At 59.0% G+C, this 26,191-nt stretch carries 20 protein-coding genes and 8 pseudogenes; 11 read left to right on the top strand and 17 right to left on the bottom strand.

The genetic code is table 11. The features are described from left to right. Window positions 1-166 precede the first annotated feature (166 nt). From NKI59_RS32465 to NKI59_RS32480, 4 genes are all read right to left on the bottom strand, one after another. Entirely contained in the window at window positions 167-511 is a 345-nt protein-coding gene (locus tag NKI59_RS32465; protein ID WP_352708596.1) for a hypothetical protein, read from the bottom strand. Between the two features lie 131 nt (window positions 512-642). Then, window positions 643-2,646, bottom strand: coding sequence for a class I tRNA ligase family protein (locus tag NKI59_RS32470; protein ID WP_352708598.1), 2,004 nt, complete (start codon window positions 2,644-2,646; stop codon window positions 643-645). A gap of 336 nt (window positions 2,647-2,982) precedes the next feature. Beyond that, window positions 2,983-3,762, bottom strand: a complete 780-nt coding sequence (locus tag NKI59_RS32475) for a phytanoyl-CoA dioxygenase family protein (protein WP_352708599.1) — start codon at window positions 3,760-3,762, stop codon at window positions 2,983-2,985. Between the two features lie 506 nt (window positions 3,763-4,268). Continuing rightward, complete coding sequence (locus NKI59_RS32480) at window positions 4,269-5,513, bottom strand: lysine N(6)-hydroxylase/L-ornithine N(5)-oxygenase family protein (RefSeq protein WP_352708600.1); 1,245 nt, start codon at window positions 5,511-5,513, stop codon at window positions 4,269-4,271. A gap of 1,485 nt (window positions 5,514-6,998) precedes the next feature. Here NKI59_RS32480 and NKI59_RS32485 point away from each other — a divergent pair. Further along, the gene (locus tag NKI59_RS32485; RefSeq protein WP_352708622.1) at window positions 6,999-7,679 is read left to right on the top strand and encodes an OmpW/AlkL family protein; all 681 of its coding nucleotides are present in this window, start codon (window positions 6,999-7,001) and stop codon (window positions 7,677-7,679) included. Window positions 7,680-8,052: 373 nt separating this feature from the next. Here NKI59_RS32485 and NKI59_RS32490 read toward each other — a convergent pair. The 3 genes and pseudogenes from NKI59_RS32490 to NKI59_RS32500 form a co-directional block, all read right to left on the bottom strand. Next, window positions 8,053-8,250, bottom strand: a pseudogene (locus NKI59_RS32490) (ArdC-like ssDNA-binding domain-containing protein); the annotation flags it as partial. A gap of 498 nt (window positions 8,251-8,748) precedes the next feature. Next, window positions 8,749-8,892, bottom strand: a complete 144-nt coding sequence (locus tag NKI59_RS32495) for a helix-turn-helix transcriptional regulator (protein WP_502901140.1) — start codon at window positions 8,890-8,892, stop codon at window positions 8,749-8,751. 246 nt (window positions 8,893-9,138) lie between these two features. Further along, window positions 9,139-9,384 (bottom strand): helix-turn-helix domain-containing protein, encoded by a 246-nt coding sequence (locus tag NKI59_RS32500; protein WP_352708602.1) that lies wholly within the window; start codon window positions 9,382-9,384, stop codon window positions 9,139-9,141. Window positions 9,385-9,499: 115 nt separating this feature from the next. Here NKI59_RS32500 and NKI59_RS32505 point away from each other — a divergent pair, with 115 nt between their 5' ends. Next, window positions 9,500-9,775 carry a DNA -binding domain-containing protein gene (locus NKI59_RS32505; protein ID WP_023803403.1) on the top strand — a complete coding sequence of 92 codons (276 nt, stop codon included), beginning with the start codon at window positions 9,500-9,502 and terminating at the stop codon, window positions 9,773-9,775. A 12-nt stretch (window positions 9,776-9,787) separates the two neighbouring features. Here NKI59_RS32505 and NKI59_RS32510 read toward each other — a convergent pair whose 3' ends face one another. From NKI59_RS32510 to NKI59_RS32540, 7 genes and pseudogenes are all read right to left on the bottom strand, one after another. Then, window positions 9,788-10,027, bottom strand: coding sequence for a DUF2285 domain-containing protein (locus NKI59_RS32510; RefSeq protein WP_352708623.1), 240 nt, complete (start codon window positions 10,025-10,027; stop codon window positions 9,788-9,790). Window positions 10,028-10,036: 9 nt separating this feature from the next. After that, window positions 10,037-10,261: a hypothetical protein gene (locus NKI59_RS32515; RefSeq protein WP_352708603.1), complete on the bottom strand. Its 225-nt coding sequence runs from the start codon at window positions 10,259-10,261 to the stop codon at window positions 10,037-10,039. 79 nt (window positions 10,262-10,340) lie between these two features. Next, window positions 10,341-10,598, bottom strand: a complete 258-nt coding sequence (locus NKI59_RS32520) for a transcriptional regulator domain-containing protein (RefSeq protein ID WP_352708605.1) — start codon at window positions 10,596-10,598, stop codon at window positions 10,341-10,343. Between the two features lie 33 nt (window positions 10,599-10,631). Next, a complete protein-coding gene (locus NKI59_RS32525; RefSeq protein WP_352708607.1) occupies window positions 10,632-11,258 on the bottom strand; it encodes an acyl-homoserine-lactone synthase in 627 nt (208 codons plus the stop codon). A gap of 90 nt (window positions 11,259-11,348) precedes the next feature. Further along, the gene (locus NKI59_RS32530) at window positions 11,349-12,077 is read right to left on the bottom strand and encodes a LuxR family transcriptional regulator (RefSeq protein ID WP_352708609.1); all 729 of its coding nucleotides are present in this window, start codon (window positions 12,075-12,077) and stop codon (window positions 11,349-11,351) included. A 379-nt stretch (window positions 12,078-12,456) separates the two neighbouring features. Further along, window positions 12,457-13,067: pseudogene (locus tag NKI59_RS32535) on the bottom strand (aminotransferase class III-fold pyridoxal phosphate-dependent enzyme); the annotation flags it as partial. A gap of 12 nt (window positions 13,068-13,079) precedes the next feature. After that, window positions 13,080-14,558 carry an NAD-dependent succinate-semialdehyde dehydrogenase gene (locus tag NKI59_RS32540; RefSeq protein ID WP_352708610.1) on the bottom strand — a complete coding sequence of 493 codons (1,479 nt, stop codon included), beginning with the start codon at window positions 14,556-14,558 and terminating at the stop codon, window positions 13,080-13,082. 36 nt (window positions 14,559-14,594) lie between these two features. On the opposite strand from NKI59_RS32540, the gene NKI59_RS32545 reads away from it, so the two are divergent. The 6 genes and pseudogenes from NKI59_RS32545 to NKI59_RS32570 all read left to right on the top strand — a co-directional run bounded on the left by NKI59_RS32545 (window position 14,595) and on the right by NKI59_RS32570 (window position 19,274). Next, the gene (locus NKI59_RS32545) at window positions 14,595-14,813 is read left to right on the top strand and encodes a hypothetical protein (protein ID WP_352708612.1); all 219 of its coding nucleotides are present in this window, start codon (window positions 14,595-14,597) and stop codon (window positions 14,811-14,813) included. Window positions 14,814-15,125: 312 nt separating this feature from the next. Continuing rightward, window positions 15,126-15,527: pseudogene (locus tag NKI59_RS32550) on the top strand (transposase); the annotation flags it as partial. Window positions 15,528-16,360: 833 nt separating this feature from the next. Further along, on the top strand, window positions 16,361-17,596 hold the full coding sequence (locus NKI59_RS32555) for an ATP-grasp domain-containing protein (RefSeq protein ID WP_352708613.1): 1,236 nt from the start codon (window positions 16,361-16,363) through the stop codon (window positions 17,594-17,596). A 353-nt stretch (window positions 17,597-17,949) separates the two neighbouring features. Beyond that, window positions 17,950-18,296, top strand: a pseudogene (locus NKI59_RS35230) (IS66 family transposase); the annotation flags it as partial. Window positions 18,297-18,426: 130 nt separating this feature from the next. Then, window positions 18,427-18,519: pseudogene (locus NKI59_RS35235) on the top strand (hypothetical protein); the annotation flags it as partial. Between the two features lie 323 nt (window positions 18,520-18,842). After that, on the top strand, window positions 18,843-19,274 hold the full coding sequence (locus NKI59_RS32570; protein ID WP_352708616.1) for a hypothetical protein: 432 nt from the start codon (window positions 18,843-18,845) through the stop codon (window positions 19,272-19,274). A gap of 3 nt (window positions 19,275-19,277) precedes the next feature. Here the strand turns inward: NKI59_RS32570 and NKI59_RS32575 are convergent. Then, window positions 19,278-19,588: pseudogene (locus NKI59_RS32575) on the bottom strand (IS5/IS1182 family transposase); the annotation flags it as partial. A 368-nt stretch (window positions 19,589-19,956) separates the two neighbouring features. Beyond that, window positions 19,957-20,168: pseudogene (locus NKI59_RS32580) on the bottom strand (3-methyl-2-oxobutanoate hydroxymethyltransferase); the annotation flags it as partial. Window positions 20,169-20,663: 495 nt separating this feature from the next. On the opposite strand from NKI59_RS32580, the gene NKI59_RS32585 reads away from it, so the two are divergent. The 3 genes and pseudogenes from NKI59_RS32585 to NKI59_RS32595 form a co-directional block, all read left to right on the top strand. Next, window positions 20,664-21,674, top strand: coding sequence for an L-histidine N(alpha)-methyltransferase (locus NKI59_RS32585; RefSeq protein ID WP_352708617.1), 1,011 nt, complete (start codon window positions 20,664-20,666; stop codon window positions 21,672-21,674). Window positions 21,675-21,827: 153 nt separating this feature from the next. Further along, on the top strand, window positions 21,828-22,652 hold the full coding sequence (locus NKI59_RS32590) for an IS5 family transposase (RefSeq protein WP_352708619.1): 825 nt from the start codon (window positions 21,828-21,830) through the stop codon (window positions 22,650-22,652). Window positions 22,653-22,782: 130 nt separating this feature from the next. After that, window positions 22,783-22,997: pseudogene (locus NKI59_RS32595) on the top strand (helix-turn-helix domain-containing protein); the annotation flags it as partial. A 1,465-nt stretch (window positions 22,998-24,462) separates the two neighbouring features. On the opposite strand, the gene ectA reads toward NKI59_RS32595, so the two are convergent. Continuing rightward, window positions 24,463-24,996, bottom strand: coding sequence for a diaminobutyrate acetyltransferase (ectA, locus tag NKI59_RS32600; protein ID WP_352708620.1), 534 nt, complete (start codon window positions 24,994-24,996; stop codon window positions 24,463-24,465). Window positions 24,997-26,191 lie beyond the last annotated feature (1,195 nt).

Here is a 26,191-nt window from a genome sequence, read left to right on the forward strand (position 1 = left end):
CCTCCAACACAACCGCGATGTCCTCATTCCATTCGCCGGCTCCCCCCGGGGGGGGCCCCGCCGACCCTATAACGGGGGGGCGGGGGGGGCGGACACGCCGACGTCACAGCTACTGCCACGCCATTTTTGCAGAACTTGACGCACACAACTCAGAATTTTGCACCTGCTACCTTCCGATTGTCAGTAGCTCAGTTTGTTCTTCGGCCGACTGCCGCGCCAGTACAGGCTCGGACAGAATCGAAGATACCATCAGGCAGGCATTCGCATTCGACATTTCCGGTGATCGGCGCACGATCCAGGGCGCGCCAGGTTGACCAAGCGCCTCGAACCGCATGACAGTCTTGACCGGCTGGAGGACGGAAATCCCGCGATGCCGAAGAGGTTGGTCAGCGCAGTCGAGCCCACACGGCATTTGCGGCACGAAACAGCAAGGACTGGGAAGCAATCGGCCGAGCGGTCCTCGAAAGGCGCGGGCCAGGGTGTCGACGATGCGTTGGTTCAGGTCCGCCAATCTGGTCTCTACCCGTCTGATAGCGGCTTCGGGTCGCCAGTGACAGCGAGTAAAGATATTTGGCATCATCGGCTTTGATTGCCGCGCAGATCTGGTCGAGATTGGGATAGCTCACTGGTGCACCTTTGGGCTCATAGTGCTTCCTCCTCATCGAGATGAGGATTGCCGGATTTGGCGTAGAACACCAACACGGGTCCGAGATCAAAGCGCATCCCGGGCGCAAGGCGCTGGACGGACCGGGGCCATGTTTCGGTTGAGACGCCATCGATGCCTCGCGCCAGCGTTCTGGCGAATCGGGGCATCAGCGGAGCGAGTGTCGGTGCCAGGATCGCAGCGGCCGTCGTCTGAAGGGCTAGCGAAGTCCGATTGCGGGCGGGATAGAAACGTCGCGCCGCCGCATAGTCTTGCGCCCGACGGTAGATCACGCAATCGCGCACGAAATCGCAGACCTGAGCGGCCGCGCGCCGGACCGAGAAGCCTTCGTCCGAATAGGTGCGCTCCATCGCGGCGCGATAGATCTCTATGCGAGCAAAGAAGGCGCGGTCGACCGGGTTCCAGTCGCCTGAATCGGGTACACGGCCGGCAAAATCCTGCTTGATTTCCTGGTTCAACGCATCAAGCCAGTTCAGCCAAATCCCTTGGAACACCTCGTTCTCGGTGCGGCGCAGCGCGTCCAGCGTGAAATCCGTCCGCTCACCTTCCGGGCGTGTCAGGCCCAAATGGAGGCGCACGACGTCGACTGTCTCTGGGCTCAGAACCTCCTTGCCCCAAACCGCATGGCGGCAGCTGGTTGAGAACTTCTTGCCGTCGAGCAGGTAGAACTCGTTGACGTGATAGTGGATGCGTGGCGTCCAGTGGGAGAAGACCTCGGCGTAAAGAGCGGGGTAGAGTAGCGCGTGGTAGAACGAGTTGTCGAAGCCGAAGAAATGGACAATCTGCCAGTCGTTGCCGGGCATCTCCGCCTTCCAGTCGCGACCCAGCAAGCGGCCGAGCGCCTGGATGTTGTAAAGAAAACCGAAGGCCATTTCCGGCCAGACCCAGATCACTTGCCCCGGGAACCCTTCGGCCGGCAGGCCCCAGTCCGAGGGGTGGGTAATGGGCACTGAAAACTTGCCGCGTCGGCGTAGGCGCGCGAAGATATCCAAGATCCGTAGCGGGACGCCCGACGCCCTTAGATGCCGGTCGATATTGTCGTAGCATCGGTCCAAGGCAAGTTCCGGGCGGCGGACGGAGCCGACCAGCGGCGCCTCGGCAGACTGCCGTGACCGGGCTGCACCCAAGTCGTGGCAAAGGTTTGGGGCGCCGCATTCCTCGCAGATGTTGCCACCGGCGGAGCCGCCGCAATCGGGGCAGAGGCCGCTAACATCCGGCTCGTAAAGATAGTGGCCTGTCACAGCATCGAAAAGCGCGGGGCTCTGGCGCAGATCTACCGCCGTGCTGCTCAGAAGGGTGCGGAAACACGCGGCTTGAAACTCGCCGTAACCGTCATCGCCCATTGTGGGTTGGAAGCTGTGGACGTCACAATCGAGAAGTGCAAGCGTGGCGCGAATCTCGTCGGCGTAGTAGCGCGCCACGTTCGCAGGCGTCGATTGATCGGCATCGGCGCGTGTCGTGACGTAGCTCTGGTTGTCATCGCTTCCAGTGAGGTGATATGCTTCGACTCCTTTCATGCGCAGGAAACGAGTATAGACGTCGGCGCCGAAATAGGGGCCAGAAAGATGCCCCAGATGCAGATCGCCATTTGGCGTTGGCGGCGTGGAGAAGACGAAGATCGGCCCGCGTGGAGCCGTGGTCTTTGCAGCGGCATCGAGGGCGGCCTTGTTGTCGCGCCAGTAGACATCGACGAAATCTAGGTCTTCGTTTCCGTCGTTGCGCAGCACATGCGCTTCAAAAGGGTGGAACAGAACGACATCGCCCGCCTCGACCGAGATTTCCCCACGGTCGGTCGCGACCTTGCCCGATCCTGAGAGGACTACGAAGGCCTCGATTTCGTCGTGCCGATGGGGCTCGGATGTGACGCCGGGTCCAACCTTTCCGAATGAAAACCCCGTGCCAGCGCTTCCCGTTCCAAGCGTGGCCATGTCGATACCGAACGCCCGCGACAGCTCCGTTCGAGAAAACCTGTATTTGCGCATGACGAACCTACCCTGTTGAAGCAGTGGGATCTTCGACTGCCAACGCAACAGCCTTCCGTGCAATTTGTGGAGAGAAACGGTAGCCCGACCCGTTGGCGGCCCCGGCCAGGATAATGCAGCTCTGGGCCGCCAGGCGGGCGACGAGGGGGGGCGCCAGTCGGGCTGTAGGCGTCATAGAAGACCGCCATGCGACCACCTCCACAATCCACGTGCCGAAGCGTCGTAACGGGCTGCGGTCGATGCTCCGCGAGCCCGCAAATCAGAACGTCATACTCTCCGCGCATTTTTGAGCGTTCGATCAGTTTCGTGTGCATGCCTCCGCCTGGCTGCGTGAGCTCAATCGCGATAGAAAATGCCATTTGGGGGCTTGAGTTTGTCGAGATCGGCCACTTTGCCCTCGGGCGGGTTAAGGGCGCGCTTAAGCACGTTATATTCAGCGCGGGTCGGTCCACCGGTTGAAGCACGCTGGAACACCAAGTAGAGTGTCCGCCGCGAACGATTGCTTTTGTTCGGTCGTGAGTAGTGCGGTGCGTAATCGTCGAAGATGAAGATGTCGCCAGCCTTCCATACTACAGGTTCCCAGGAGAACATTTCGGCGACTTGAGGATCGATCACCCCACCGGCATCCATGGGAAATACCCCCTTCTTGTGGTTGCCGGGGCTGAAGAAAAGCCCGCCGTTTTCCGGGTCGGAGTCGTCGATGCCTATGGCAACCACCGCATGGACCATCCGGTCGGGGAGTTTGTGTGGAATGTGATAAATGTCCTGATGCGGGAGATAGCCGCCGCTGTCGGGGTAGTGGAAAATCAGCAACTCCTTGAGCCTGCGCGAATCTTCGCCAAGCAAATCCTCGACCGCTGACTTTATGCGCTGATCTTCTAAGAGCAAACGACGCAATGGATCATGGAAGTCGAGAAAATTCTCGATCTTGGAGATGATCTTTCGATTGGCCGTCGTCTTCTCGAACCACATGAGCCATTTATCATCGCTGACATCCCAGCGTGACATGTCTTCGACAAAAGTAGAGATGTCTTCCTGAGCCGCTGGAGCGAAGAACCTTTCGAGCCTGACGTATCCGTCTTTCTGCCACTTTTCTCTTTGTGCATCAGTCAACATGCGAAAGGCCTCCTGTTGGAAAGACTCGTTGGTCGGACATCCCAATTAGGGCAGTCGGGCGCTGGTCAAGTTGCGGGTCCACGGAGACGGACTCACGTCATGTGGGACGGCGATGCTAGGCGCGTTCCGCTCCGGCGTATATTGTCCGCAGAAGCTCGGCGCGAGACTGCCTATGTCAGGCTCAGCCGGGTGCAGGGGTTCCGTAAACTGGGCCGGATCAATCGCTTCACCCGGTCCAGCCACGACACGCATCGCTAAAGGCCGGCGCCATCCGCTGACCGCCGACCCAGCCATGGCCGCCAAGGCCACCGCGCTCTTTCGAGTGAGCGACCTGGTGCGGTCTTGACGACCGTAGGGGAAATGCACGCCCCCAGAATAATGCGATGCGCCGCTTGGTCCAAGGGCTTGTTCGGTCACGATGATTTCGGAGAAGCCTCCGGCCTTCGCCGCAGCGGAGGCGGACCTCATTCCCAGGATGCTACCGCCGATGATCAGAAGTCTACGAGTCATATCCCGCTGCCCATTTCTTCGGCTGCGGGGTCGGGCCAGCTCTCGATCGAGGTATGGCTGATGAAGCCAGGATGCTCGGGGTTCGCGCATGGCGCGCGCCCAAGAAGGCTATCGAGGATGCGGCGCGCGCGCCAGGCCAGTAGGCTTAGGTTCGGATCGGCCAGGCCGCGCTGCCCGAGGCTCGCGTTTTGTACGAAGATGCGTCTGCCACGCGGTCCGTCCCAGCTCACCGAAAAATCCTCGCGAATAGCTAATTCATTGTCGATCTGCTCCAGCCGGTGCGCGATGGGTTCCAAGAAGTCTGGCACCGCGTTCTCGTAACCGGTGGCCAGGATGACGATGTCAGCCGTGACTTCTTCGACCTCGTCCATGCCGTGCTGCAGGGTCAGCCTGTGACCCGCGCCGGCGTTGATGCAGTGCGAGACGGTGCAGCCCGGCCGCAGTGTGATCTCGCATCGGTTTGGTTCGAAAAATGCGTGGCGGTACAGCGCCTGATAGATTGCGCGCAACGTGCTTTCCGAAATGCCGTCCGAGGCAAGCACGAAACGCCGCAGGAGCAGCTTACGCTGCGACTCGCTCATCGTCGCGAAACGATCCGAAAAGCAGGGCATGAACAACTCGTTTGTGAACGGGCTGTTGTCGAGAGGCAAATAGTTTTCGCGCTGCGAGACCCAGGTGATCGAGGCAGGCCGCCGTTCTTTCGGCAGGCCGACAAGGTGCAACATCACCTCGGCTCCCGACTGGCCTCCGCCAACCACGCAGACATGCTTTCTCCGCACCTCAGGATGGATGTGCAGTAAAACAGATGAGTGGAAAAGGTTGCGTCCAGTCCAGCCCTGAAACTGAGGCGGGATTCGCGCCTGCTTGCCAATGCTGACCACGACGTCTCTGGCGCCGAGAACCGCCTTATCCGTCCGCACCCGAAACTCGCCGTCAAAGCGGATTTCGCGCACCGTCTCGCCGCGACGCACAAGTGGGTTCCTGTGGAAGGCCCAGTTCAGGTATTGCTCGAACTCAACTCTGAGCACGGCTTCGAACTGTGCGTTCAGGAAGTGATACAGACGCCCGTTCTCGTGCAGGAAGTTTACGAAAGTGTAGGCTGATCGCGGATTCACCAGCGTGACCAGATCCTTGAAGTGGCTGACCTGGAGCTCCGAGGAATCGAACGCGATGCCCGGATGCCAGCGGAAGTCGATCTGCCGATCCAGGAACAGTGCCCCTTGCCCAACTTGCTCGTGCATCTGACACGCAAGGCTCAAATTAGACGGCCCGGCACCGACCCCAACGCAAGATAACTCCACTTGCTTTCCTCCTATAGAGTCTTCCCACCAGGTGGCTTGTTCTCGGCGAATATCGGCCATAACCATTGGGGCCCTCGCGGACGTTTTCGAGCCCCGGTCCGGACCGGGTTTGCGAGAATTGTCCAGCGCGTTCGGGTCGTCGAATGTAGACCCGAGCATTCCAGCGCGGTGACAATCGACGGGTCATGCCGGCGTTTTCGGTGCGCATGATCATGGAGGACGTCTCGCTGATGCGTTCGCAGAACTCCATGCATGGGCCGTGCCAGAGAAGGAAAGTTTTATGAAACAATGGGTTGGCGGATTTGCGATCCTGTCAGAAATCCGACATTGAGGGGGAACGCCTCACGGCGGCGCTCGATTTGCACGTCGATGTCGCCTTTTTCCGAATAGCTAATCGGGCACTTTCTGCACCAGAATACTACTCTTATGGAGACCAGCACGACGTCTTCATGAACGGACAGTACAGAACCGTGTGTCTCTGCCGGACAGATTGCGATGTGCCTCTCCCATCGAGGTCGGCAGTTGCAAGAGCTGCCAGATTCTTCGCCCTATCGTGCCGTTGCATTGGCTCGATCCCGACATCCTCGGAGGCCGCGATCATGAAGAGTGACGCAATCTCATGTCCGCCGCGAGGCTCTCTCAGGGGGAAGCAATTCTCTATGTTGGTGTCGGATCGATGCTCTTGATGAGATGGTTGCGGATGGGTGCATGCCCAGACCTAAGCGCATCAATGCTTTGCGCGATATGGGACCTTCACCAACTGGATTGTCGAATCTCTGTAAAGATAGTCGGAAGACAATTGCGTTATGGCCACTCTGCCGGTTCCAAAAAGCACGTGCGCCATTCGGTCCCTGCGACTCAATCCAGGCGGAGGGATGAGGCCGCAAAGCAGCCTTTTGCGCGCCCACCGGTGGGCCAAGATCGAGCCATCGTAAACGCAGCTATTCGATGATCGCCGCCGCGGAGTCTTCAGGCTGTGCCGCGCCCGACACCGGCGACGTAGTGGTCGTCGATCGCCCCGTCGCCGATGTCGATCCGAAACTCGGCCAGTTTCCCGGTGAGCTTCACTGCTTATTCCGCAGTGCCCACCGAGTGGCACAGGAGGTTCTATCAGGCGGTCACGGCTGCGTTCGTTGTCGGATCTTCGACGATGTCGGACATGAGACACAGCGCCATCAGGGTGATCGCATTGTTATGAAATGATTTTCTCATTTGGCACGACACCTGCAGCGTAGTCCGCAAAACGCGCTGCGGCACGGAAAGAGGAGAAATCATCCCATGATCATGCGCGCCGAACCTGCGGTCGCAGCCGCGAAGCAAACTGGGCATGAGCGCTCCGCCAATATCAAGCAATTCGAGCAAGATTTTCGTAATTCAGTCCACATTTCTGAAGAGCAAGGAGAGAATATCATGGCGAGAAACCAAATGCGCGCGGCGCGGGGAGTAACAGCGGCCGTTGTCCTCATTGTGATGGGACAGCAGGCCGTCGCGGCGGACCTTGCGCAAGCGGCGAGCGTCCCGCAGGCGGGAGCCTCGGTCACGGAAGCGCCAAGCCCTTGGCAGATCCGCCTGCGTGCGTTGGGGGTCGTCACTGAGGATTCGGGCTACGTCAATGCAGTGCCCGGCTCCGATCTTTCGTATTCGGACACCGTGACGCCGGAACTCGATATCTCCTATTTCTTCACGGACAACATCGCCGCCGAGCTCATACTCGGCACCACCTATGCTAACATCGGGGGCCAAGGTACGATCGGCGGGCTGGGCAATATCGGCAAGGTTTGGCTGCTGCCGCCCACGCTCACATTGCAGTATCATTTTACCGATTTAGGCGCATTCAAGCCATATGTAGGCGCCGGCGTGAACTACACGATCTTCTATAACCAGGGTGCCGGCAGTGCCGATGCTCTCAAGGTTAAGAATACGTTCGGCACCGCGCTGCAGGTCGGATTCGACTACATGGTGGATCAGCACTGGGGCGTCAACTTCGACGTGAAGAAGCTTTTCCTCAAGCCAGACTTCGACGTCACGGTCGACGGCGCGAAGCTGGCGGGAAAGGCGGAGCTCGATCCCTGGTTGATAGGCGCAGGTGTCACCTACCGCTTCTAACAACGAAAGTTGAAGGCGGCTGCTGATAGCCGATCGAAATGAGGGCGCCTCGTGCGCCCTTTTTTACGGTCGTCCCTGCACGGGCGACACTTGAAGAAGCCGTTGTCGACGGGCGGCCGCCCTCCTCCAGCGGACCAAGAAGGTACCCCTGGTCAATGCGGCCTCGACTAACGCCTGAAATGGACGTGCTTAGATGCGCTTCGAATCAGGATGGTTGTTGGGTATTGTTGATGGACTGCCCGGCATCAGTCTCCCGGACGTCATGTCAGAGCTATGCGCCTGCGTAAGGCGAGCAGGGCCTCCCTCGACGCCGACAAGATGCCTTGTTCAGCCTGCTGCGACAGCTGCTGTTCTTTTGCTGCAGGAGCGGTGGCTGGCGCCCAGAGGATGCATTCCTCGGCAGGCCAAGGCCTGCCTTTGCCCTGCCACATGGCTTGACCCATGGCACGGTGCCGCGCTCCAGTTCGGCAATGATGCGGTCGGTGATCTCCTGATGAAGGCTGGCGCCCGGGCGCCCGCCCTTGCCTGCGCCAGCCTCTGTGCTGGCGGAACGCTTGCTGTTTGCACGCATCGTCTTATCCTCCGCTTCGCCGCGCCTTTCCCCGGAAGATCCCATGGGGCGGTGGAGGCAGCGCTCGATCCCAATCTCGCGTGCCTACCCCCGTGAGTGGGGTGGGCGGCGAAACGCGACCGGAAAGGCCCGCCGTCAAAGGCGGGCGGCATCCGAAGGACCGGAACGGAGGTGGAGGACCCCGAGCGCAAGCGTAGGGTTGCGGGCCGCCGCGGTGGGCCTAGAAGGGAGTGCCGCCCATCCCGCACCGGGTAAGGCCAGCAGACAAACCGCGCCGCCCGCAAGGGCGGCGGCCGTCACAGCCCGAAGGGCTGCCCACGCCAAGGGGCGAAGCCGAATGGCCGAGACCGCCTGAGCTTACCGAAGAAAAGCGGGCTCGGTTCACGAGCACCTGGTGCGCGTCGCCAGGCGCGCGGGTGCTCCTGTCAGCAGCATGAAATGCGTGGAAAACCTTCTGGTCGAGTCTCATCAACCGCGGTTTCGTCGCTGCTTCCAGATTTATTCAGAATGAGGGTCGAGTAAATCGGCCGGCTCGATTCCGAGCACTCTGGCGAGTTTTGCCGCCGTATCAATGCTGGCGCCATAGACCGAGCGCTCAAGTGCGCTGACATATGCTCGGTCGACGCCAGCCTCATGGGCCAGCGCTTCTTACGACAATTTCTTTTTTGGCCATGCCTACGCAGATTGCGGGCAAAGACCTCTCGGATTTCCATGCACGAGAAGCCACCCTATTGTCGAGGATTTCACCACGGAGGATTCTCTACAAAAATCAGAGACAACAAAGGGGAGCGGCTGCACGGCATCACTTTAGCGAGGCAAATCCCGCTGAGCCGTGAACTCAAGGAGGTAAATCGTGAAGTTTGGCACCCAAACCAAGCGCAACGCGATCTACAGGTCACGAGAGCGACGCATTTGTGCCAGAAGCTCGCAAGAATCGATATCGAGAGCCTCGGTAAGGTCGAGAAACTCAATTACGTCCAGCCGACGTTCACCACCCTCGTACTTGGCCACGAAGGATTGTGGGCGGCCCAGCATATCAGCAAGCTGGGTCTGGGTGACCCCTTTGGTTTTGCGCGCCGCAATCAGCCGTTTTAGCAGCCGGCGCTGGCGAGCTGATCGAAGGGATTTCGGCATCAGACGAACCGGCCAAGAAGGAACCGGCTCACCGACTAATCCCAGTTTCGGATTATCCCATTTTAGGATATTGTACCGTGCGCGGGCGCGGAATAGGTCTTAGGCGAGACATGAAATGGTAGACAGATTGTTCCAACCTGCTGTTGCCGACGAGGTCCCATGGGCGGAAAGCCTGACCGCTTACGACGATGAACACTTCACGACATATTTGAAGCTCATAGACGCATGCGCCGACAATGCGAGCGAAGAAGAGATGGCGCAGGCGATATTGGGCATCGATCCAGTGCAAGAGCCAGCGCGCGCCCAAAGGGCGGTTCGCAGCCATCTCGCGCGCGCCCACTGGCTGGTGGTGGCGGGGTACAAAGAGCTGTTCTCTGGCCAAAAGGCCTGATGGTGACAGTCGTTATAGAAGAAAACGCTTATAACCACCGTTCATAAGCGAGCGCCCGCGTCTGACTGCACGGCGGACGCTGTCGCGAAGATGGTCACCGGGGTGGGCCCAGTCCTGCTCGACGCGGGCTCTGCCGAAGAGAGCAAGGCCGATTTCGCGGTGGGATGCGCCAGCGATGGAGCCGTCGAGCGCACGCAAGACTCGGCGCAACCGCGAGCAACGGGGCTCGCTCGGAAAGAATCCTGGTTGCAGCCTGCCGGTTCAACAGAGGCTGTTCAGACATTCCAGCGCGTTCAGGCGTTGCTTCAGTCCCTCTGGCGACCAGAGGACGCAGGATGCCAATCGCACAGGTTCGAGGATGCTGACGCCGGAAACAGCCAGTTGCAAGCTCCTGCCACGATCCTCGACTAAGACGTGCTGCTGCCCTTCCAGCGTGACGAGTATAGAGATGCGGCAGGAGCGCGCGGCGAAATCGAGCACATCCATCCCGCGCGGCGCCGCCGCATGTTCGGCAACAAGGAGCAAAACATGCGGACATTGGCAGGGGCACCAAAAGACGCTCGCATCAGTTCCTTTTGAGCTTGCAAAACAGAAGGCCCCACCGCGAGAGATCAACAGTGTTCGAAGGCAGGCTGATAACGTCCACGGACCGGGCGTTCGTGCGTTCGGCACCGCGTAGCGCGTTCGCCAGATCCTTCTGGAAGTCCGGATTGCGCCTGAGGAATTCCCAGGCCCAGCCTCGGCTGGTGAGCTGCTCGACATAGCCATAGTCACCATCATCTTGCCTGTCCGGCCAGGCAGGGCCAGGTCTTGTTTCGTCCATTGCATCATTTCCAGAAAGCGTTGGATTCCAGGCTCAGGCGATCTTCATGACCGGTGTCCACAGCACCGGGCCCTTGAGCCCGCCATTGCGACGGAGGGCTTCCAAGCTCTCTGTCGAGACGTCGAGATATCCGGCAACGGCACGTGTGTTGCCAATTGTTTGCGGATCGGACAACCGTTCGAGTGGCCAGCCGGCGCGACGCAAGATCCGCTCTATTCGCAGATCGGTTACGGTGACGATGCTTCGCAGACCGCGTGACAAACCAAACTCGACCATTCCGGCAAACAGCTCGTAGGTGCCAATTGCGATGCCCGCCTGTTTCGGCGCGGAAGGCGGCAGATCAAGTGCAAAACGGCTGCTTTCCCAAACACGCGGATCTTCCGGCGCTGGACGGTCGGCAAGGAGAGCGAAGAAGCTATCGCGCAGCATCGTCGGTCCTGTAGTCGGCAACAGGCGCAGGCAGCCGTCGATGCGTCCGTCGGGCGCACGCAGCAATAGGTAGTGGGGACGAAGCGCGTCGAACGGATCGACCTCAAAGCCGCCGCTGAACGAAACGTCCCAATCAAGTCGATCCCTGAAGACGCGATACCGCAAGCGATGCATCTGCTCGAGCTCGTCGCTGAACTCAGCGTAACAATCCGGCGTGATCAACTGCATCATGATGGCCTTCTCCCTCGCATCGATAACACCTGCGATTGAAGGCAAAGGCCGGAGTTGATACAACCTGTGTATGTGCCCAGGTTTCGGAGATCAGGTGAAGAGAGATGGCCGAGACAGTGCAAGCCGAACTGCTGCCTGAATAGCCGTCTTCACGCCAAGCTTATTCCTGGCGTTATCCCGATGATAGGCTGCGGTGTGCCGACTGATTCCCAAGATGCGGCCGATTTCCCACGCCGTCTTTCCGCGAGCCGCCCACTTCAGACACTCCATTTCCCTTCGCGATAGGGTAACGCCAGCGACGGTCCTGCCGTCGGCCAGCTTGCGACAGGCATGAAGATGGAAGAAGACCGCGATGAGCTGCAGCACGCGGTCATATCGGTCAATCAGGCGGAAGAACAGTGGTCGCCTTTCATCCGAGGCGAAGGTCAGTGCTGCAAACGAACCGGTGCTGTCATGGATCGGGATCGTGAAGCCGCAGTGAATGCCAAATTGCGTCGCGTCATCCATCAATTGTCGCTGCTGCGTCGACAGTTCGAAATCAGCACCGTGCGCATCCCAGTTGAATGGTTCCTGACCACCACGCGCCTGATGAATAACCGGGTCAATCTTTTCATACCGGCTGTGAAGGTAGTGAGATGTCCAGGATTGAGGGTAGGTGGAAATCAGGCGCACCTTGCGGCCCTTGCCAAGCGAAGGGAAAAGATAGGCAAAAGACGGCAAATCGAGCGAGGAGGCAATCTCGCCCAGAGCGTTGCGCAGGTCCGTCGCGTCAGCGCTGTCTGCGATCTGCTCTACAAATCGATGAAAAACGTCTTGCATAGCTAAACTGTAGTGAGTTTGCCCACGGCTTCTCGCCCCACATATCGGAGCCCAGACGGGTAGACCAAAGCGCAGCCATTGAGGAAAGGAGGCCCGGCAGGAGACTGAGCTCCGTGCCGGGCCGGTGCGCCTTGGGAGGGCGATATGTGCTTCGACGGCGCTCTTATCGACACCGAGACCTCATTCCAGCGCCATCTCTTAGCAGGCGATAGTTGTCATCCTTGGGTTTGCACTTCCTTACGGTCGGGCGTCGTTTGCGGGCCTGTTGAGACCCATGGGGAACTCACCCTCAGGGTATGGTTGCACAGTTCCACATCAGCGGCGGCCTGAGAGAGCATCTCCGTTACGATTTTTGCAGCGGCCTATGGTTCTCACCTTCGGCACGCCGCGCTGAGAATTCGCGCTCGGTTTCGCCCGGGTTTGCGCCCCAGTAGTGACGCCGGCGTGAACGATCTGCGGCAGCGGCAGGTCCATATGGTCATGGTAGAAGCTCATGCCGGTCATCGAGCCAGACACAACGCTGCAACCGTGATAGCCGCGCTCACGCGAGATCTTTTTCTTGTTCGGCCTGCCACGCAGATTGTTGTAGCGCCAGACGAGCTTGGCCTGGGTCTCGTTGGCATCCGAGCCGGACATGCCGTTGAAGACCTTACTCATCTTGCCCGGCGCCGTTTTCACGAGGCGATCAGAGAGAATTGCAAGTTCGTCTGTCGTATGGGCCGCATAGGAATGGTAGTACGCCAGACGAAAGGCCTGGCGTGAAATCGCCTCGGCAACTTCGGTACGACCATAGCCTACATTCACGCAATAGAGGCCGGCAAAGCCGTCGATCAGCTGGTTGCCGTGCGCGGCCTGGATGCGAATACCCTTGCCTGTCTCGATAATGGTGAGATCGCTGAGCTTGCCTGTGGCGAAGTCCTTGAGCTGCGTGAAGGGATGCAGGACCGAGTTTCTGTCCTTGTCGCTGATCTCTCTGATGATGATGGTCATCGTTTATTCCTCTCAGGCAGCGATATTGCCAATGCAGACGTATTTGGGTTCAAGGAATTCGGCGAGGCCATGTCTTGAGCCCTCGCGGCCGAGGCCGGACTGTTTCCAGCCGCCGAAGGGTATGGGGGCACCGGTAAACTTAGGTGTGTTGACGGCGACCATGCCGTATTCTAGCCGGTCGGTCAGCCGCATGGCGCGGTTCAGATCTCTGGTGTAGACGTAAGCAGCAAGGCCCATTTCCGAGTTGTTGGCCCGGGCGAGCACTTCCGCCTCATGTTCGAACGGCAGGATAGCCGCCACAGGGCCGAAAGTTTCTTCCCTCGCAATCAGCATGTCGTCGGTGACGTCGGCGAGTACCGTGGGCGTGACGAAATTGCCACCTAGCGGACTGTCCTGAGCTCCGCAGACGATGCGTGCGCCGGCTGAGATTGCCTGCGCGATCTGCAGGCGGCACTTCTCGGCGACAGATGGACGGGTCATCGGGCCAATGTCGGTTTCCTCTTCGAGCCCATGGCCCACCTTGAGCTTTGTGGTTGCGGCAGCAAATTGTTGCACGAACCGCTCATAGATGCTTCGCTGAACGTAGATGCGGTTTGCGGCGAGGCAATCCTGGCCCGACGTGGCGAATTTCGCGCCGATGCAGCCGGCGACGGCTGAATCCAACGGAGCATCTTCGAAAAGAAGGAACGGCGCATGACCTCCGAGTTCCATGGAGGCTTTCTTGATTGTCGCCGCGGACTGTTCAAGAAGGATCCGCCCGACTTCAGTCGAGCCCGTAAAGGAGAACGCTCGCACCTCGGTGTGTTCCAACAATCGCTTGGCCAGCGGGGCTGCTTTGCCTGTGATCACCTGGAAAACGCCGGCCGGGATGCCAGCCTCTTCGGCTAAACGCGCCAAGGCTAGCGCGGACAGCGGTGTCTCCGGTGCGGGCTTGACGATCATCGGGCAGCCCGCAGCAAGAGCCGCACCCGCCTTGCGGGTAATCATTGCCGCAGGGAAGTTCCACGGCGTTACTGCAACGGTCACGCCAATCGGCTGCATCTGAACTGAAATACTCGAGCCAGGCAGATGACTCGGAATTGTTTCGCCATAGGCCCGCTCCCCCTCCCCCGCGAACCAGTCGAGAAAGCTAGCCGCGTATGAAATCTCGCCGCGGGCCTCTGCGATCGGCTTGCCTTGCTCGGCTGTCATGATGACCGCCAAGTCGTTAAGATTGCCGCGCATTCCCGCAGCCCATCTGCGCAAACATGTGCCCCGTTCCGAAGGAAAGACATTGCGCCACTGCTGAAATGCAGCTTTCGCGAAATAAACGGCGTTGTCCACGTCGGACACATCGCAGGCTGCTACCTGTGCCAGCTCTTCGCCCGTCGCAGGATCCGCTACGGCGAGTCTTTCCACCTTTGAAAGCCAAGCGCCATTCACAAACGCGCGTGTTTGGAGAAGGTCAGACCTTCTGAGATGCTGTAATGCTACTGTTGCGGGCCCTTTCATCCGTAACTCCAAATCGAGCGCTCGACTGCACTAATAATGACCGAAGAGAGAATACTAAAATCCGGCAACTGGTTTGAACCACAAAACTGGCGCCGCGAGAGTCTTGGGGTGGGGCGTTTTGGTGCCTTAAAACGGAAACTCGTTTCGATTTATTTTGTGTCCGCCGAGCAAGCGTGTGACCCCTTGGATATTCCGATGGCGAAAAACAGCAGGAGCGCAAAACCGATCACGACGGCAGGCACGATGAGCCGCTAGAGGAACAACGCGTGACGGTTGAAATCAGGACGAAGCCCAATCTCTTTCGCTTACGCTCAGCTGTTGTCGAACTCTGGCGCCCATTCTCGGAGACATTGCCGGAACCTTTTCTCCTGTCGCAGCGTGAGCCATCCGGACTTTCCGCGAAGTTCCCATCTTCCATCCACGTTGCGCACGGATCGCGTCAATGCGCCGACTATAAGCTTGACCACCTGAAAACACAAGCTGTATGTAGCTAAATTCGTTTTGCTGCATGACCACAGTGGCACAGAAATCTTGAGCCCGCTCGCGCGCGCTCCTGTGGTTATTAGGCGGCGCTTGATGACGGTTCCGGGTGTGGGCCCCGTGGTGGCGCTCGCCTACGCCGCAACAATCGACATTCCGCAGCGGTTCAGAAACTCCAAGGCGGTGGGGCCCATCCTGGGACTGACGCCGAAGCTCAACGAGTCCGGGGAAAGCAAGCGCGTTGGATGCATATCCCTGTGTGGGGACGGCATGATGCGGACGTTGCTTTATGAGGCTGCCCAAACGCTGATCACTCGCGTGACGAAATGGTCGTGGCTCAAGGCCTGGGCAATGAACGTCGCCAAGCGGCGCGGGACGTGCAAAGCAATTGTCGCGCTCGCACGTCGCCTGGGCGTCATCATGCATCGCATGTGGCTGGACGGCACAGAGTTCCGCTGGACGCGGCAAACCATGGCGTCAGCCATCTGAGCCAAAAGGCCGGAAACGAGGGAGTCAGAGAGTTCCGCCGCCGGCGGACGGACGTCCTTCGCAGGACGATGGATGAGGCGAGTTCGTTGTCGCGCTAGTACCGGTCGCCGACCAGGACGATGTGTAGATTGTTCCGCTTCATTCTTCTGACCCCATGGTGGGAGAGCCCAAGTGTCGATCCCGAAGAGAAGCAAGACCCCGCGAAAGACGTCAAAATGCCGGAGACACTGAAAAGCTCGGTAGCGCTTGACCTCAACACGCCGAATAGAGAAGCGCGACACTGCTTAATGTAGCGCCTGTCGGCCGCCGTCGTCCCGTTCCGGAGCTCCGCCGAGCAAGTCGTGAATGTAGAACCGGATATTGACGGCGGCAAGGTTGCGCAAGTGCTTCGAGGCGATTGAGGAAAGCGCTGATAGACCTCAATGGGAACCCCTCGCCCGAGCACGCCCCATAACAGCCCTCGCCTCGAGGCAGCGTTAGGCCAATTGCAGAAAGGTCTCCGGGTCGGAGAGATCACCATCCCTTCATCGTAACGACTTGCACCGTTCTACTGCTTGCCGGTTTCGCGGCGCACCCAGATCAAGTTAACTTTTACAGGTCGAACGAGCCCCCTTGGCGTCGCAACCCTCCGAAATTCGTCGAGACGCTCCATACCACACCGCCGCTAAGCAAGACGTCGCAACAGATCCTTCAAACCAATTTACAGAACCTTCACGGCCCAAAACGCTCACAATGCTAAGTTCAGCCGCAAAGTCTGAGGCAGGCAGCTAGAAACAATTGATGCCGATTTACGCTCGGACGCCGCACAACACACAACGTCGGAGTCAAACCCAATGGCACAAAGAGCGCTCATCCTGGTTGAAGGCCATAACGGTATTGGTCTGTTATACGTGAAAGCCGCCCAGCGTCTTGGTCTACATCCCATTACCCTGTCGGCTGATCCGGCGCGATATGATTATCTTGCTGCGGAAAGACGTGAGGTAATCCGTATCGATACAGACAATCTCGATTCGCTGATCCGCGAATGTTCCCGGTTGCATGCAACCTATGACATTGCTGGCATTACTGGCTTTTCGGGCGAAGACGAGTCGGCCTGTGTGACGGCTGGCAAGCTTTGCCGGCATTTCGAACTACCGGGACCGAACCCCCCATCGATTGAACGATGCTGCGACAAATTCTCTCAACGTCAGCTCCTCACGGAAGCCGGCGTTCCAGTACCTGCTTATCGCGTGGCAGCGAATGCGAGGGAGGTAGAAAGCGCTGCCGCGCAGATCGGCCTGCCCGTGATTCTTAAGCCAGCAGAAGGCAGCGGCAGCGTCGGTGTCCGATTGTGCCGCACCGCCGATGAGTTGGCCGAACATGCGACCCGTCTGTTGGGGGGGCAGCGCATATCGGAATCTCCGCCGCGGATACTCGTCGAAGAATTCGCACAAGGCCCCTACTATTGCGCCGAAATAATGGGAGATGAGGTCATCGGGATTTATGCCGGTGAGTTCGGCCCCCAACCGCATTTCGTCTTTCGTGAATTCACCCTACCGGCCCAGCTGACTAAAGATGAGCATAAGCGTATCGCCGATGTTTCGTTGAGCTGCTTGCGAGCTCTCGGCCTTAACTGGGGACCAACGAACATTGAATTTCGGTGGACGAAGCACGGCCCAATCGTCATCGAAGTCAATCCGCGTCTTGGTGGCGCGCCCGGTCCTCAACTGATTCAGCTGGCGTACGGTATCGATCAAATCACCGAGCACATCAAGCTCGTCATTGGCGACGAATCGAATTTGCGCAGAAGGCGTTCGCACACTGCGGCCGCGCGGTTCCTAGTTCCTGATCGCGATGGCACCCTCGATTGGATCCGTGGCGACAATCAGGCGGCTGCTGTATCAGGTGTCTCCGAGGTCAAGTGGTATATTGAACCCAAGACGCCGATCGTCAGGAAAGGCGACTACCGAGATTGGATCGGATATGTCATCGCCACTTCACCCAGCCTTAGTCAGACCGAGGCAATACTTCAACGTGCCGTCGACTTAATCGATTGCTCGATTACCCCATTTCCGGCACTGGGCGAATAGGAAAAGTCGCGGCGTTGCCTTGGTGAGGTCGAGGAGGCCCACGAGCAGAGCACCAGCCGAACGAAGTCGCCGCGCCGCAGGCCGAGAGGCGACGGCGCAAGCCCGTCACTGCCGAAGGATCTGCCGCGGGTGGAGACGGTGATCAAGCCGAACAGCCGGACATGCCCCGCGCGGCTGATGGCGAGGACGTTTCGGAGCGTCTCGACATTGTGCCGGCGCAGCTTCGGTCCTGGTACGATCCGACCGCAGTACGCCTGCCCGAAGGCGCGCAGCTGCGTTGTCCAGGGCAGGGCCGAACCACGGCTGATCGAGGGCGGCCTGCCGAGGCGCTGATCGCCTACATCATGACCGCCAGATATGCCGACCACATGCCGCTCTACGGCAATGGCAGGCCTTCATGCGCAGCGGTGTGACGCTTGACCGCTCGGTCCTGGGCGACTGGCTCGGGCGAGCCTCCTTTCATCTGACGCCGGTCGTGCCGTCCGGCAAGCTATTCATGGACGAGACGACGGCGGTCCGGGGCGCGGGCGCCCCCAAGACCGGCTATCTGTGGGCGGTCTACGCGACGACCAGCCGTGGGACGGCAATGACCCGCCTGGCGTTGTTTTCCATTACGCGCCAGGCCGTGGCGGCATTTATGCCGACACGATCCTCGACAGCTGGAGCCTCGAAAAATCTCGCAATGCGGAGCGTATTTTGATTCACTTCCCCTGCTGATTTGCTCGGAGGCGATGAATGGGTGGACAGGCTGGGTTCTGAGACATTGACGAAGGCTGTGTCCGGCTGAGCTAGGCCGGCGATCCGCTAGAGAAGCTGAACGCAGTCGTGCCGTGGGAGGTTTTCCGCAAGCCTTGGCCAAGGCGCTGAAGCGCTCCGATGGTGCCAAGGGCGGTCGGCCGCCCTACGATGGCGTGCTGATGTTCAAGATCATGGTCCTGCAGGCGCTCTACAGCCTGTCCGGCGACCAGCCGAGTTCCAGATCCAGACCGGCTGTCCTTCATTCGTTTCCTCGGGCTGGGGCTCGGCGACAAGGTGCCGGACGCCAAGACGACCTGGCTGTTTCGCGAGCGGCTCACGCAGGCCCGCGCGGTGGAGAACCTCTTCGCCCGTTTCGACAAGCACTGAGCAAGGCCGGCTACCCTCGCGATGGGCGGGCAGATCGTCGACGCCAACATCGTGCGGCGCCGAAGCAGCGCAACAGCGACGCCGAGAAGGCCGACATCAAGGCAGGCAAGGTGCCGGAGGAGTGGAAGGACAAGCCCAGAAAGACCCCGACGCGCGCTGGACGGTGAAGTTCTCCAAGGCCAAGGCCCACGAGGAAGGAAAGACCAAGCAGCGCGACATCGCCGTTCCTGCCTTCGACTACAAGAACCATGCTGCAATCGATCGCCGGCACGGCTTCATCCGCCGCTGGAACATCACCAGCGCCTCGGCTATGATGGGGCGCAGCTTCGTTCCGTGCTGGACAAGAACAACGCCGGCTCCGCGGTCTGGCCGACACAGCCTACCGCTCGAAGAAGAACGAGGCATGCCTGGAGAAGAACGGCTATCGCTCCGACATCCATCACAAGAGCCGAAGGGTCGGCCGATGAGCGAAGCGATGGCGCGTGCAAACGGTCGCCGCTCAAAGATACGCGCCTTCATCGAGCACGTCTTCGTCGACCGTGAACAATCTTGACCGCTAAGCGGCAAGCTGCTTCGGCCGGTTCAGGAACGCGGCGATCAAGAGCCACAAAAATTGCTTCAGCCACCTGAGCAGGAGGGAGAAGTTAAGCCGGCTGCGGCCATGGCGTTGATCGCATCGCCTTGGGTGTGAGCGAGGTAATTGCGGCCCATTCTGTGTTCGTTCTTGATGTGGCCGATCACCGGCTCGACGGCCGATCGCCGCCGCATCTGGCGCTTGATGGCCGGTGTCACGCGGCGCTTCTGACCAGCGGTGAAGACCCTGAACTTATGGTTTTGCGGCGCGTTGTGGCCGCGATAGCCGGCGTCGACACTGCGGTCACGGTCGCCAGGCGCTGAAAGTAGCTTGGCTCGGAGGTCCGTTCCAAAAAGGAAACGGGGTCATCTTCATTGCCATGCCGGCGTGGCTCGCGATGGTCTCGATATTTGCCCATGATCATCTCGACTGGCATGGGTGGCGCACTACGCTACCGTCAAGATAATCTCAATCGGGCGACGCGTTTATGTCAAAAGGCCATGATGGCCGCAGCTGTGCCCGGCTATCGGCTGAACCTTTGAAACTAGATTCATTTCCTCTGAGACAATAGTGCCGGCGAGTCGATTTACTGACTCGCATAGGTTGTGTTTGGGTGCGAGTGCGATGATGCCGGCGCGGGCGAACTGGAAGGGCTTTATCAGGCATTGCGGAAAGCCTGCTCCGGGTTTTCTTCAAAAGGAACCGAAGTCGACGACCATCAGCGCCGGCTCCAGGCCACGGCGCAGGCCTGACCGTGCATGATCATCATTTTGAGCGTCACGCCCAGCGTCGACGCCAAGCCGCGGAGAACCATGCCGCGCTGTCGCCGACGAGAACAATGTCGCAATGTCGATCGACGAGCTTTGGAATCGGCGCATTCAATGGGCGCGTCCTTCCCGGCGTTACAGATCGCGGGTGTCGCATTTGGCATGCAGGTGCGAAAAGCGTCCTGTGATGAACCTGCCATGCCGTCCGGACACTCCACCGTAACCTGGACAGTCTCATCGATCAGCCTGAAGGCGAGCCTTGCGTCGCGCTATGGGCCTTCCGCACGATCGCGTCGGTCGTCTGATCAGGCGCGCCAATTGCGCCGAAAAGGTCGAAAAGTTGGCTCACATGGATTCCGGCCGACCGCGCGATCTCGGAAACACTGGCCTCACCTTTTGTCGAGTTTGTCGAGGTCGCGACACCGAAGTGGCGCCGCCCCGTTTTTATACACTTCGGCTTAACTCATTGATCTAACGGGAGGAACTGCCTAAGCGCGGCCTGGCGTCCGCAGTTGGCATAACTCTTGAAACTCTCAAGTCGCGGCTGATGGGTACATTCAGCCATGCCCTCAGGCAGTATTTCATTTAGGAATGTATCGACATGCCCCGACGACTTCCAAGCAAGCGCAAACTAGACGATCGCCAAAGGTGTACCATTATCGGTGCCGATCTTCCCGAAACGGAAATCTTTTGTGGCGACTTGTTGATACAGTCTTTATCGGGGTCCCCGCGTTCGATAGGCTGCATGTACTACTATGATGACACTGGATCAGCGCTGTTTGAGCGGCTCTGTAAAGAGGATTCTTACTACCTATTCAGGGCCGAGCGGGAGATACTGGCGCAGTACGCCAAGCCGATTGCCGATATGACAGGCCCTGCCTCTCTCGTCGAGTTGGGGTCTGGAAACGCGCAAAAAACGAGGCTGTTGATTAACGCCTACGTGGAGAACCACGGCCCAACTTCTTACGCCGCTATCGACGTCAACCGTTCAATTCTGGAGAAGGCGGCCGAAAACCTCCTTTCAATGACACCTGATTTGAACTTTACGGGCATCATTGGGGTCTACCAAACCGGATTGAAACAGGCTGCCACGGTCATGGGCCCAAAGCTTTTAGTTTGCCTCGGCGCCTCAGTGGGAAACATGTACGATGATGAATTGCACGATCTGCTTCACTCTGTACGCACGTTATTCGCTCTCGGCGACTATTTTTTAGTCGGTATAGACTTGGATAAAGATTCGGCTATCTTGGAAGCAGCCTATAATAATCAAAGTGCTATACTGACTAATCTGTGCGTTCTCCAGCATTTAAATTGGCGCTTCGATGGAAATTTTAATGTCTTCCAGTTTCGACACGTAGCATTTCACAATAAATCTCTCTGCCGAATTGAGTCTCACCTGGAGGCCATGCAGGCTCAATCCGTCAATCTCGAGAAACTCGAATTCTCACTTTGCCTAGAAAAAGGAGAGATGATTAGGACGGAGATCATGCGCAAAGTCAATCTACATACATTTAATGGGATATTCATGAAGCATGGCTTGAACCCGGTACACCATTGGACGGATACTGAGCGAAGATACGCCGTATGTTTGTTCCAAATTGTGGATAGGTAGGAGAAGATTTAATCTGAATCATTCTTAAGCGAGGTCGCGCTATGTTGGAGGAGAGCAAGTTCGGAATTCCATCGACGATTACCTGTGAGAGGCCGTTTTGAAAATCGGCTTGCTGGGGTTTCGTCTGAGGCTGGGTTATGATTGAAGCTGTGGATGTGGACAAAGCAGAGCCGCAGCCGGATGGCCCAGATCGCCAAGAAGACCAAGCGCTATCCGTCTGATTTGACGGATGAGGAGTGGGAGCAGTTCGCGCCGCTGATGCCCAAGCCTGGGCGGCGTGGCCGTCCGCGCGAGGTTGATTTTCGCGAGGTGATCAATGCGGTGCGCTACCTGGTCCGTTCGGGTTGCGGCTGGCGGATGCTGCCGATCCACTTTGGACCCTGGCAGACGGTCTATGGCTGGTTTCGAGAGCTGGCGCGGCGATTTTTGTTCCAGACCATCCACGACGTGGCGCTGATGCTGGATCGTGAGCGGGCCGGGTGCGAGGCGAGCCCGTCGGCGGCGGTGATCGATAGCCAGTCGGTCAAGGCTCCGCAAGCAAGAACAAGGGGTTACGACGCCGGCAAGAAGATCGTCGGACGCAAGCGCCATATCGCAGTCGATACGGATGGGCGGCTGTTGATGGTCAACTTGACGCCGGCCGATATCTCCGACAGCGCCGGCGCTCAGGCGATCTTGGATGGTATCCGCCAGCGCTGGCCCTGGGTGAAGCATCTGTTCGCCGACGGCGCCTATGATCGGCTAATGCTCATGGACAAGGCCGCCTATCTGGACTTCGTGGTCGAGGTCATCCGCCGATCCGATGACCAGAAGGGCTTCGAAGTCTTGCCCCGACGCTGGGTCGTCGAGCGGACCTTCGGCTGGATGACGAGATGGCGCCGCCTCGTGCGCGACTACGAGCAGCGCATCGACGTCTCTCACGCAATGATCCTCGTCGCAATGGGCGCAAACCTCATCCGCCGAAACGCTCATCCTTGAATTTCAAAACGGACTCTGAGCCCCTTGCAACGGTTCCTGGCTAGAATTAAGAGTCCTGCTGGAATTCCCTTCTGGCTGCGCGCGTGCGAGTCTGCCGCATGCGCACAAGAATATCCACACCGTCTCGTCAATGGATCGCCAGCGCCTGAGTGCGCTGACCGGGATCGCAATGCACGGCCGAAGCAGGTTTGGCGCGCCGAGATCATTCTGTTGAGCAGCGACGGCGTGGGGACCGTCGAGCTCATGCGGCAAACCGGCAAGTCCAAGACCTGCGTATGGTGCTGGCAGGGTCGCTTTGCCGCCGATGGCGTCAAAGGACTGTGGCGCGACAAGACGCGGTCCCTTCAGCATTTCGTCGCCGTCGTTTCTGCCGTACGCAATCTCTTCGTTTGGAACGGCTATGCGTCCTCCAGGCCACCGGGCCGTCCGGGCCTGTGCCGATGGATGGGCCTTGCGAGACGTGTATATGCCGCAACTTCGGACTTCTGTAACGGGCCTCGACAAGTCAATCCTTCTTTTGCGTTCTGTACGGGGTCGGCGCGCCGGCCACCACCTGATGGGGTTGAAGAGGATGAGGCCGAGCCAATCTCAAGCCGCGTGGTCGCAAGCCGACGTCCGAAGTTGCGGTCTGACCTGATCCATCGTCCCGGCGATAGGTGAGCGCGACGATCGGACCGACCCCTGGCGTCGACATCAACCGCCTGGCCCCGGCGTCCCGGCGCACCAGCGCGCGAACCTGCCTCTCGAAAGGAACTCGCGCAGTAGCACGGCATGCACAGAAAGCAGCGCCGCGGTCGCCATCTTCAGGTTCGGATGGCCAGCCACCAGTGTCGGGATTTGCCTTGCTCCAGTGGTAGAGTTTGCGCTGAACGCCGAGTACCCAAGCCTCGTCGGCCCGGGGATCCATGTCCACAGATCACTCCTCCGTCATGCAGGTCTACGGTCTTCCTGCTTCCCTTCGCCCTGCGCGCGGCTTTCCCGCGCTCCTTATTACGGAAGCTCCGCCCTCGGCGTCGTCCATCTCCGGCCGTCGCGGCGAGCCCAGTTCCGTACTGGGCAGACGATCCGAGTTCCCGTGTTCCGATTTCCAACCTTGATGCCCGTAGGCGGCGAGCTTTACCCCGGGCGATGCGGAAGACAGGGCCATGAGAGCCTCCCCGTCTCGGACGTGTTCGACGCGCCCCGCAGTGGGGATAGACGAACCCCACCGCGTCTGATCGCTTCTTGCCTCCCATGTCATCGCACAATTTGGAGGCGTTACGGGTTGAATCCGAGGCTTCCGGCGCTCACTTCGTTATCTAGCCATAAACATTGTGGTAGCCCGGCCTGCGGTCGATGATCCGCACCCGGTACAGTTCAGGCCGATCTGCTTATGACACCCAACCGGCGACGCCCGGTCGAGCTTTTCGGCCCCCTTCCGCCCGCTGCTCCTGCGGGAGGGCGGCATTGCAGCCGCCGGTCGAAAATCAGCAAGCTTGAGAGGTGGCTATTCCATGTTCACCTCCCGCGCCATCACGGCGCATCTTCAATCCCCGCATAATAATCCACGGTGGTCTATCCTTGATGTTTGGCGCTGGCTTCGGCCATGACGCCGTTCACACCATCATTGTGAGGGACGGCCGCCGCTGCGCCAAGCAGACCGCGAGCGGAGCGCGCCACTCACAGCACCGTAGCGCAGCGAGCGGCTTGCTTGGCGGCCCGTTACCCCATCTCAAGATGGTAGAGGGTCGCGAATTTCGCCGAGATCGAGTTCAATTTGGCCAATCGATGCTTCCTATTTTGGCCTGACAAGACCCTGTGCCTGCAAGGCCTAAATCGAGCGCAGTTTGATGGGGCCGATCGCTATCATGTTCTCGCTCTCATACTGTCCGTTAAAATCGGCGTCACGGTCGAACCAGAGAGCCTGCCGGATTGGCGCGCCCAGGTCCCGAGCCAGAGTAGCAAAGAGCGAATTGGAAGCCTTGTTGGTGGGCGCGACAGACGCCTTGATGTGCGTCACGCTCTTGCAACATGGCCTGTCGAAGACTGAGACGATTAGTCCCTTGCCCACCCCTGTGTTGCGCACCGCAGGATGCACAGCAATCTGCCACACGAAGAGCGTAGAGGGCTCGCTGGGCGGTCGATACGCCGACAGCCAGCCAACCACTTCCCCAGCACGCTCCGCGACTGCGCAAGTGTCTGCGAAATGAGTGCAAAGCAGGAGTTCGCAGTAGAGCGAGTTGCGGGCTAGTTGCGGGCAGAGCGCGATGAGAGCCCACACATCGGCTGCATGATTGTACGTCGGCTTTCGGAATGTCACCCGCTCCGATTGACGGTCGGATCGGCCCTGTCTGTCACCGGCCATCTACAACCCTCCAGGCGAACCTATCGTCTTTTGTCCCCAACCTTCCGCATTTGCTAGACACTTAGGAGCAGCTGGTACTGAGAGGCCGCTACGCAAAGCTCGGACACGGCCCCCCGCTGAGGGTCTGATTCTCACCCGGCAATTTGATCTTTGGCTTTTGTTTCTAGGACACAGTTGCCGGAGCTCAAATCGTCTTTGTCCATAAGCCCACTGCTGGTATCGGTCCTTTGACGAAGGTATCCGTACAGCGATCGAGACAAGCGTTCCTCCGGCCTCAAAAGCGTCGAGCTCGCTCAGATCATTCACGGCGCGTCCAGGAGCCGAGTAGGCCAACCTCCAGTGGCACACTCGACGACCAGATGCACCGGAAGGTGTCGAAGCTCGCTGCGAACAGGGGGCGTGCGGTTTAGCAAAACGTGTGCGCCTGCATGAGCTTTCTAGGCAGCACCCGCCAAGCTCCGCTCCATCAACCCGCTCATGCGCCCCGATAGCGGGATCAAGTGACGCAACACAGGTAGTCACCTTTTCGCCACTTAATTCGGCCCTTACCGGGGAGCACCGGCGACCGGACCTATCGACTACATGATGCATATGCCTAACCGTATGTTGATTAGTTGAGAAGCGACTGGTAAGGGCGGTCCAAGGTCCACGCTCGCCCCACAAGATGAACGGCATGGCAGTTCCTTCCGCCTGCGACGAGGAGGTTTCAAAAATTGTGCCAGCTTCCCCATAACCTTTTGAGTGTTTTTTAATGGCTTAAAGGAGCCGGCTACACCGATTTTGCCTCGAACCACGACTGCGTCGCGAAGGCGACAAACCGAACGGTCTTTGTCGGTTGCCGAGCATTTTCCAGGGAAATGGACATGGACCTACTTCGGAGTATTCGTGGGACAGCGTTGCGTTGGCTTCGACATGCAAACCGACAAGAAGCTGAGCCGGCTTCCGCTCGCGACAGTCAATGGCCGCGCCGCGCCGACGCCGTAGAACAAGGTTCAGGCTTTTATAGGCATCTGGCACGAAGGGCAGATAGCCCAGCTAAGGGTCGGCCGGATCTCGAAGATGGGGCATCGCTACATCCGACGCTTGCTGTATCTAGCAGGCTTCTCTGATTGGGGTCGGTGAGGTCAAGCGTTTCCTGTCTTTTTTCCGGACCATGTCGCCCCGCGGGTCACTCGCTTCTCTTCGCGGTCGGCGC

This window comes from Mesorhizobium sp. M0598, from assembly GCF_040320865.1.
Taxonomy (GTDB): Bacteria; Pseudomonadota; Alphaproteobacteria; order Rhizobiales; family Rhizobiaceae; genus Mesorhizobium.

What these genes read in the sequence shown, in the direction of transcription:
- NKI59_RS32545 (WP_352708612.1), top strand. Translation starts at nt 14,595, where the DNA reads ATGACCGAAGAGAGAATACTAAAATCCGGCAACTGGTTTGAACCACAA.
- NKI59_RS32485 (WP_352708622.1), top strand. Translation starts at nt 6,999, where the DNA reads ATGCGCGCGGCGCGGGGAGTAACAGCGGCCGTTGTCCTCATTGTGATG.
- NKI59_RS32470 (WP_352708598.1), bottom strand. Translation starts at nt 2,646, where the DNA reads ATGCGCAAATACAGGTTTTCTCGAACGGAGCTGTCGCGGGCGTTCGGT.
- NKI59_RS32480 (WP_352708600.1), bottom strand. Translation starts at nt 5,513, where the DNA reads ATGCACGAGCAAGTTGGGCAAGGGGCACTGTTCCTGGATCGGCAGATC.
- NKI59_RS32555 (WP_352708613.1), top strand. Translation starts at nt 16,361, where the DNA reads ATGGCACAAAGAGCGCTCATCCTGGTTGAAGGCCATAACGGTATTGGT.
- NKI59_RS32525 (WP_352708607.1), bottom strand. Translation starts at nt 11,258, where the DNA reads ATGATGCAGTTGATCACGCCGGATTGTTACGCTGAGTTCAGCGACGAG.
- NKI59_RS32515 (WP_352708603.1), bottom strand. Translation starts at nt 10,261, where the DNA reads ATGGATGTGCTCGATTTCGCCGCGCGCTCCTGCCGCATCTCTATACTC.
- NKI59_RS32520 (WP_352708605.1), bottom strand. Translation starts at nt 10,598, where the DNA reads ATGGACGAAACAAGACCTGGCCCTGCCTGGCCGGACAGGCAAGATGAT.
- NKI59_RS32540 (WP_352708610.1), bottom strand. Translation starts at nt 14,558, where the DNA reads ATGAAAGGGCCCGCAACAGTAGCATTACAGCATCTCAGAAGGTCTGAC.
- NKI59_RS32590 (WP_352708619.1), top strand. Translation starts at nt 21,828, where the DNA reads ATGTGGACAAAGCAGAGCCGCAGCCGGATGGCCCAGATCGCCAAGAAG.
- NKI59_RS32475 (WP_352708599.1), bottom strand. Translation starts at nt 3,762, where the DNA reads ATGTTGACTGATGCACAAAGAGAAAAGTGGCAGAAAGACGGATACGTC.
- NKI59_RS32585 (WP_352708617.1), top strand. Translation starts at nt 20,664, where the DNA reads ATGCCCCGACGACTTCCAAGCAAGCGCAAACTAGACGATCGCCAAAGG.
- NKI59_RS32505 (WP_023803403.1), top strand. Translation starts at nt 9,500, where the DNA reads ATGGTAGACAGATTGTTCCAACCTGCTGTTGCCGACGAGGTCCCATGG.
- NKI59_RS32530 (WP_352708609.1), bottom strand. Translation starts at nt 12,077, where the DNA reads ATGCAAGACGTTTTTCATCGATTTGTAGAGCAGATCGCAGACAGCGCT.
- NKI59_RS32500 (WP_352708602.1), bottom strand. Translation starts at nt 9,384, where the DNA reads ATGCCGAAATCCCTTCGATCAGCTCGCCAGCGCCGGCTGCTAAAACGG.
- ectA (WP_352708620.1), bottom strand. Translation starts at nt 24,996, where the DNA reads ATGGCCGGTGACAGACAGGGCCGATCCGACCGTCAATCGGAGCGGGTG.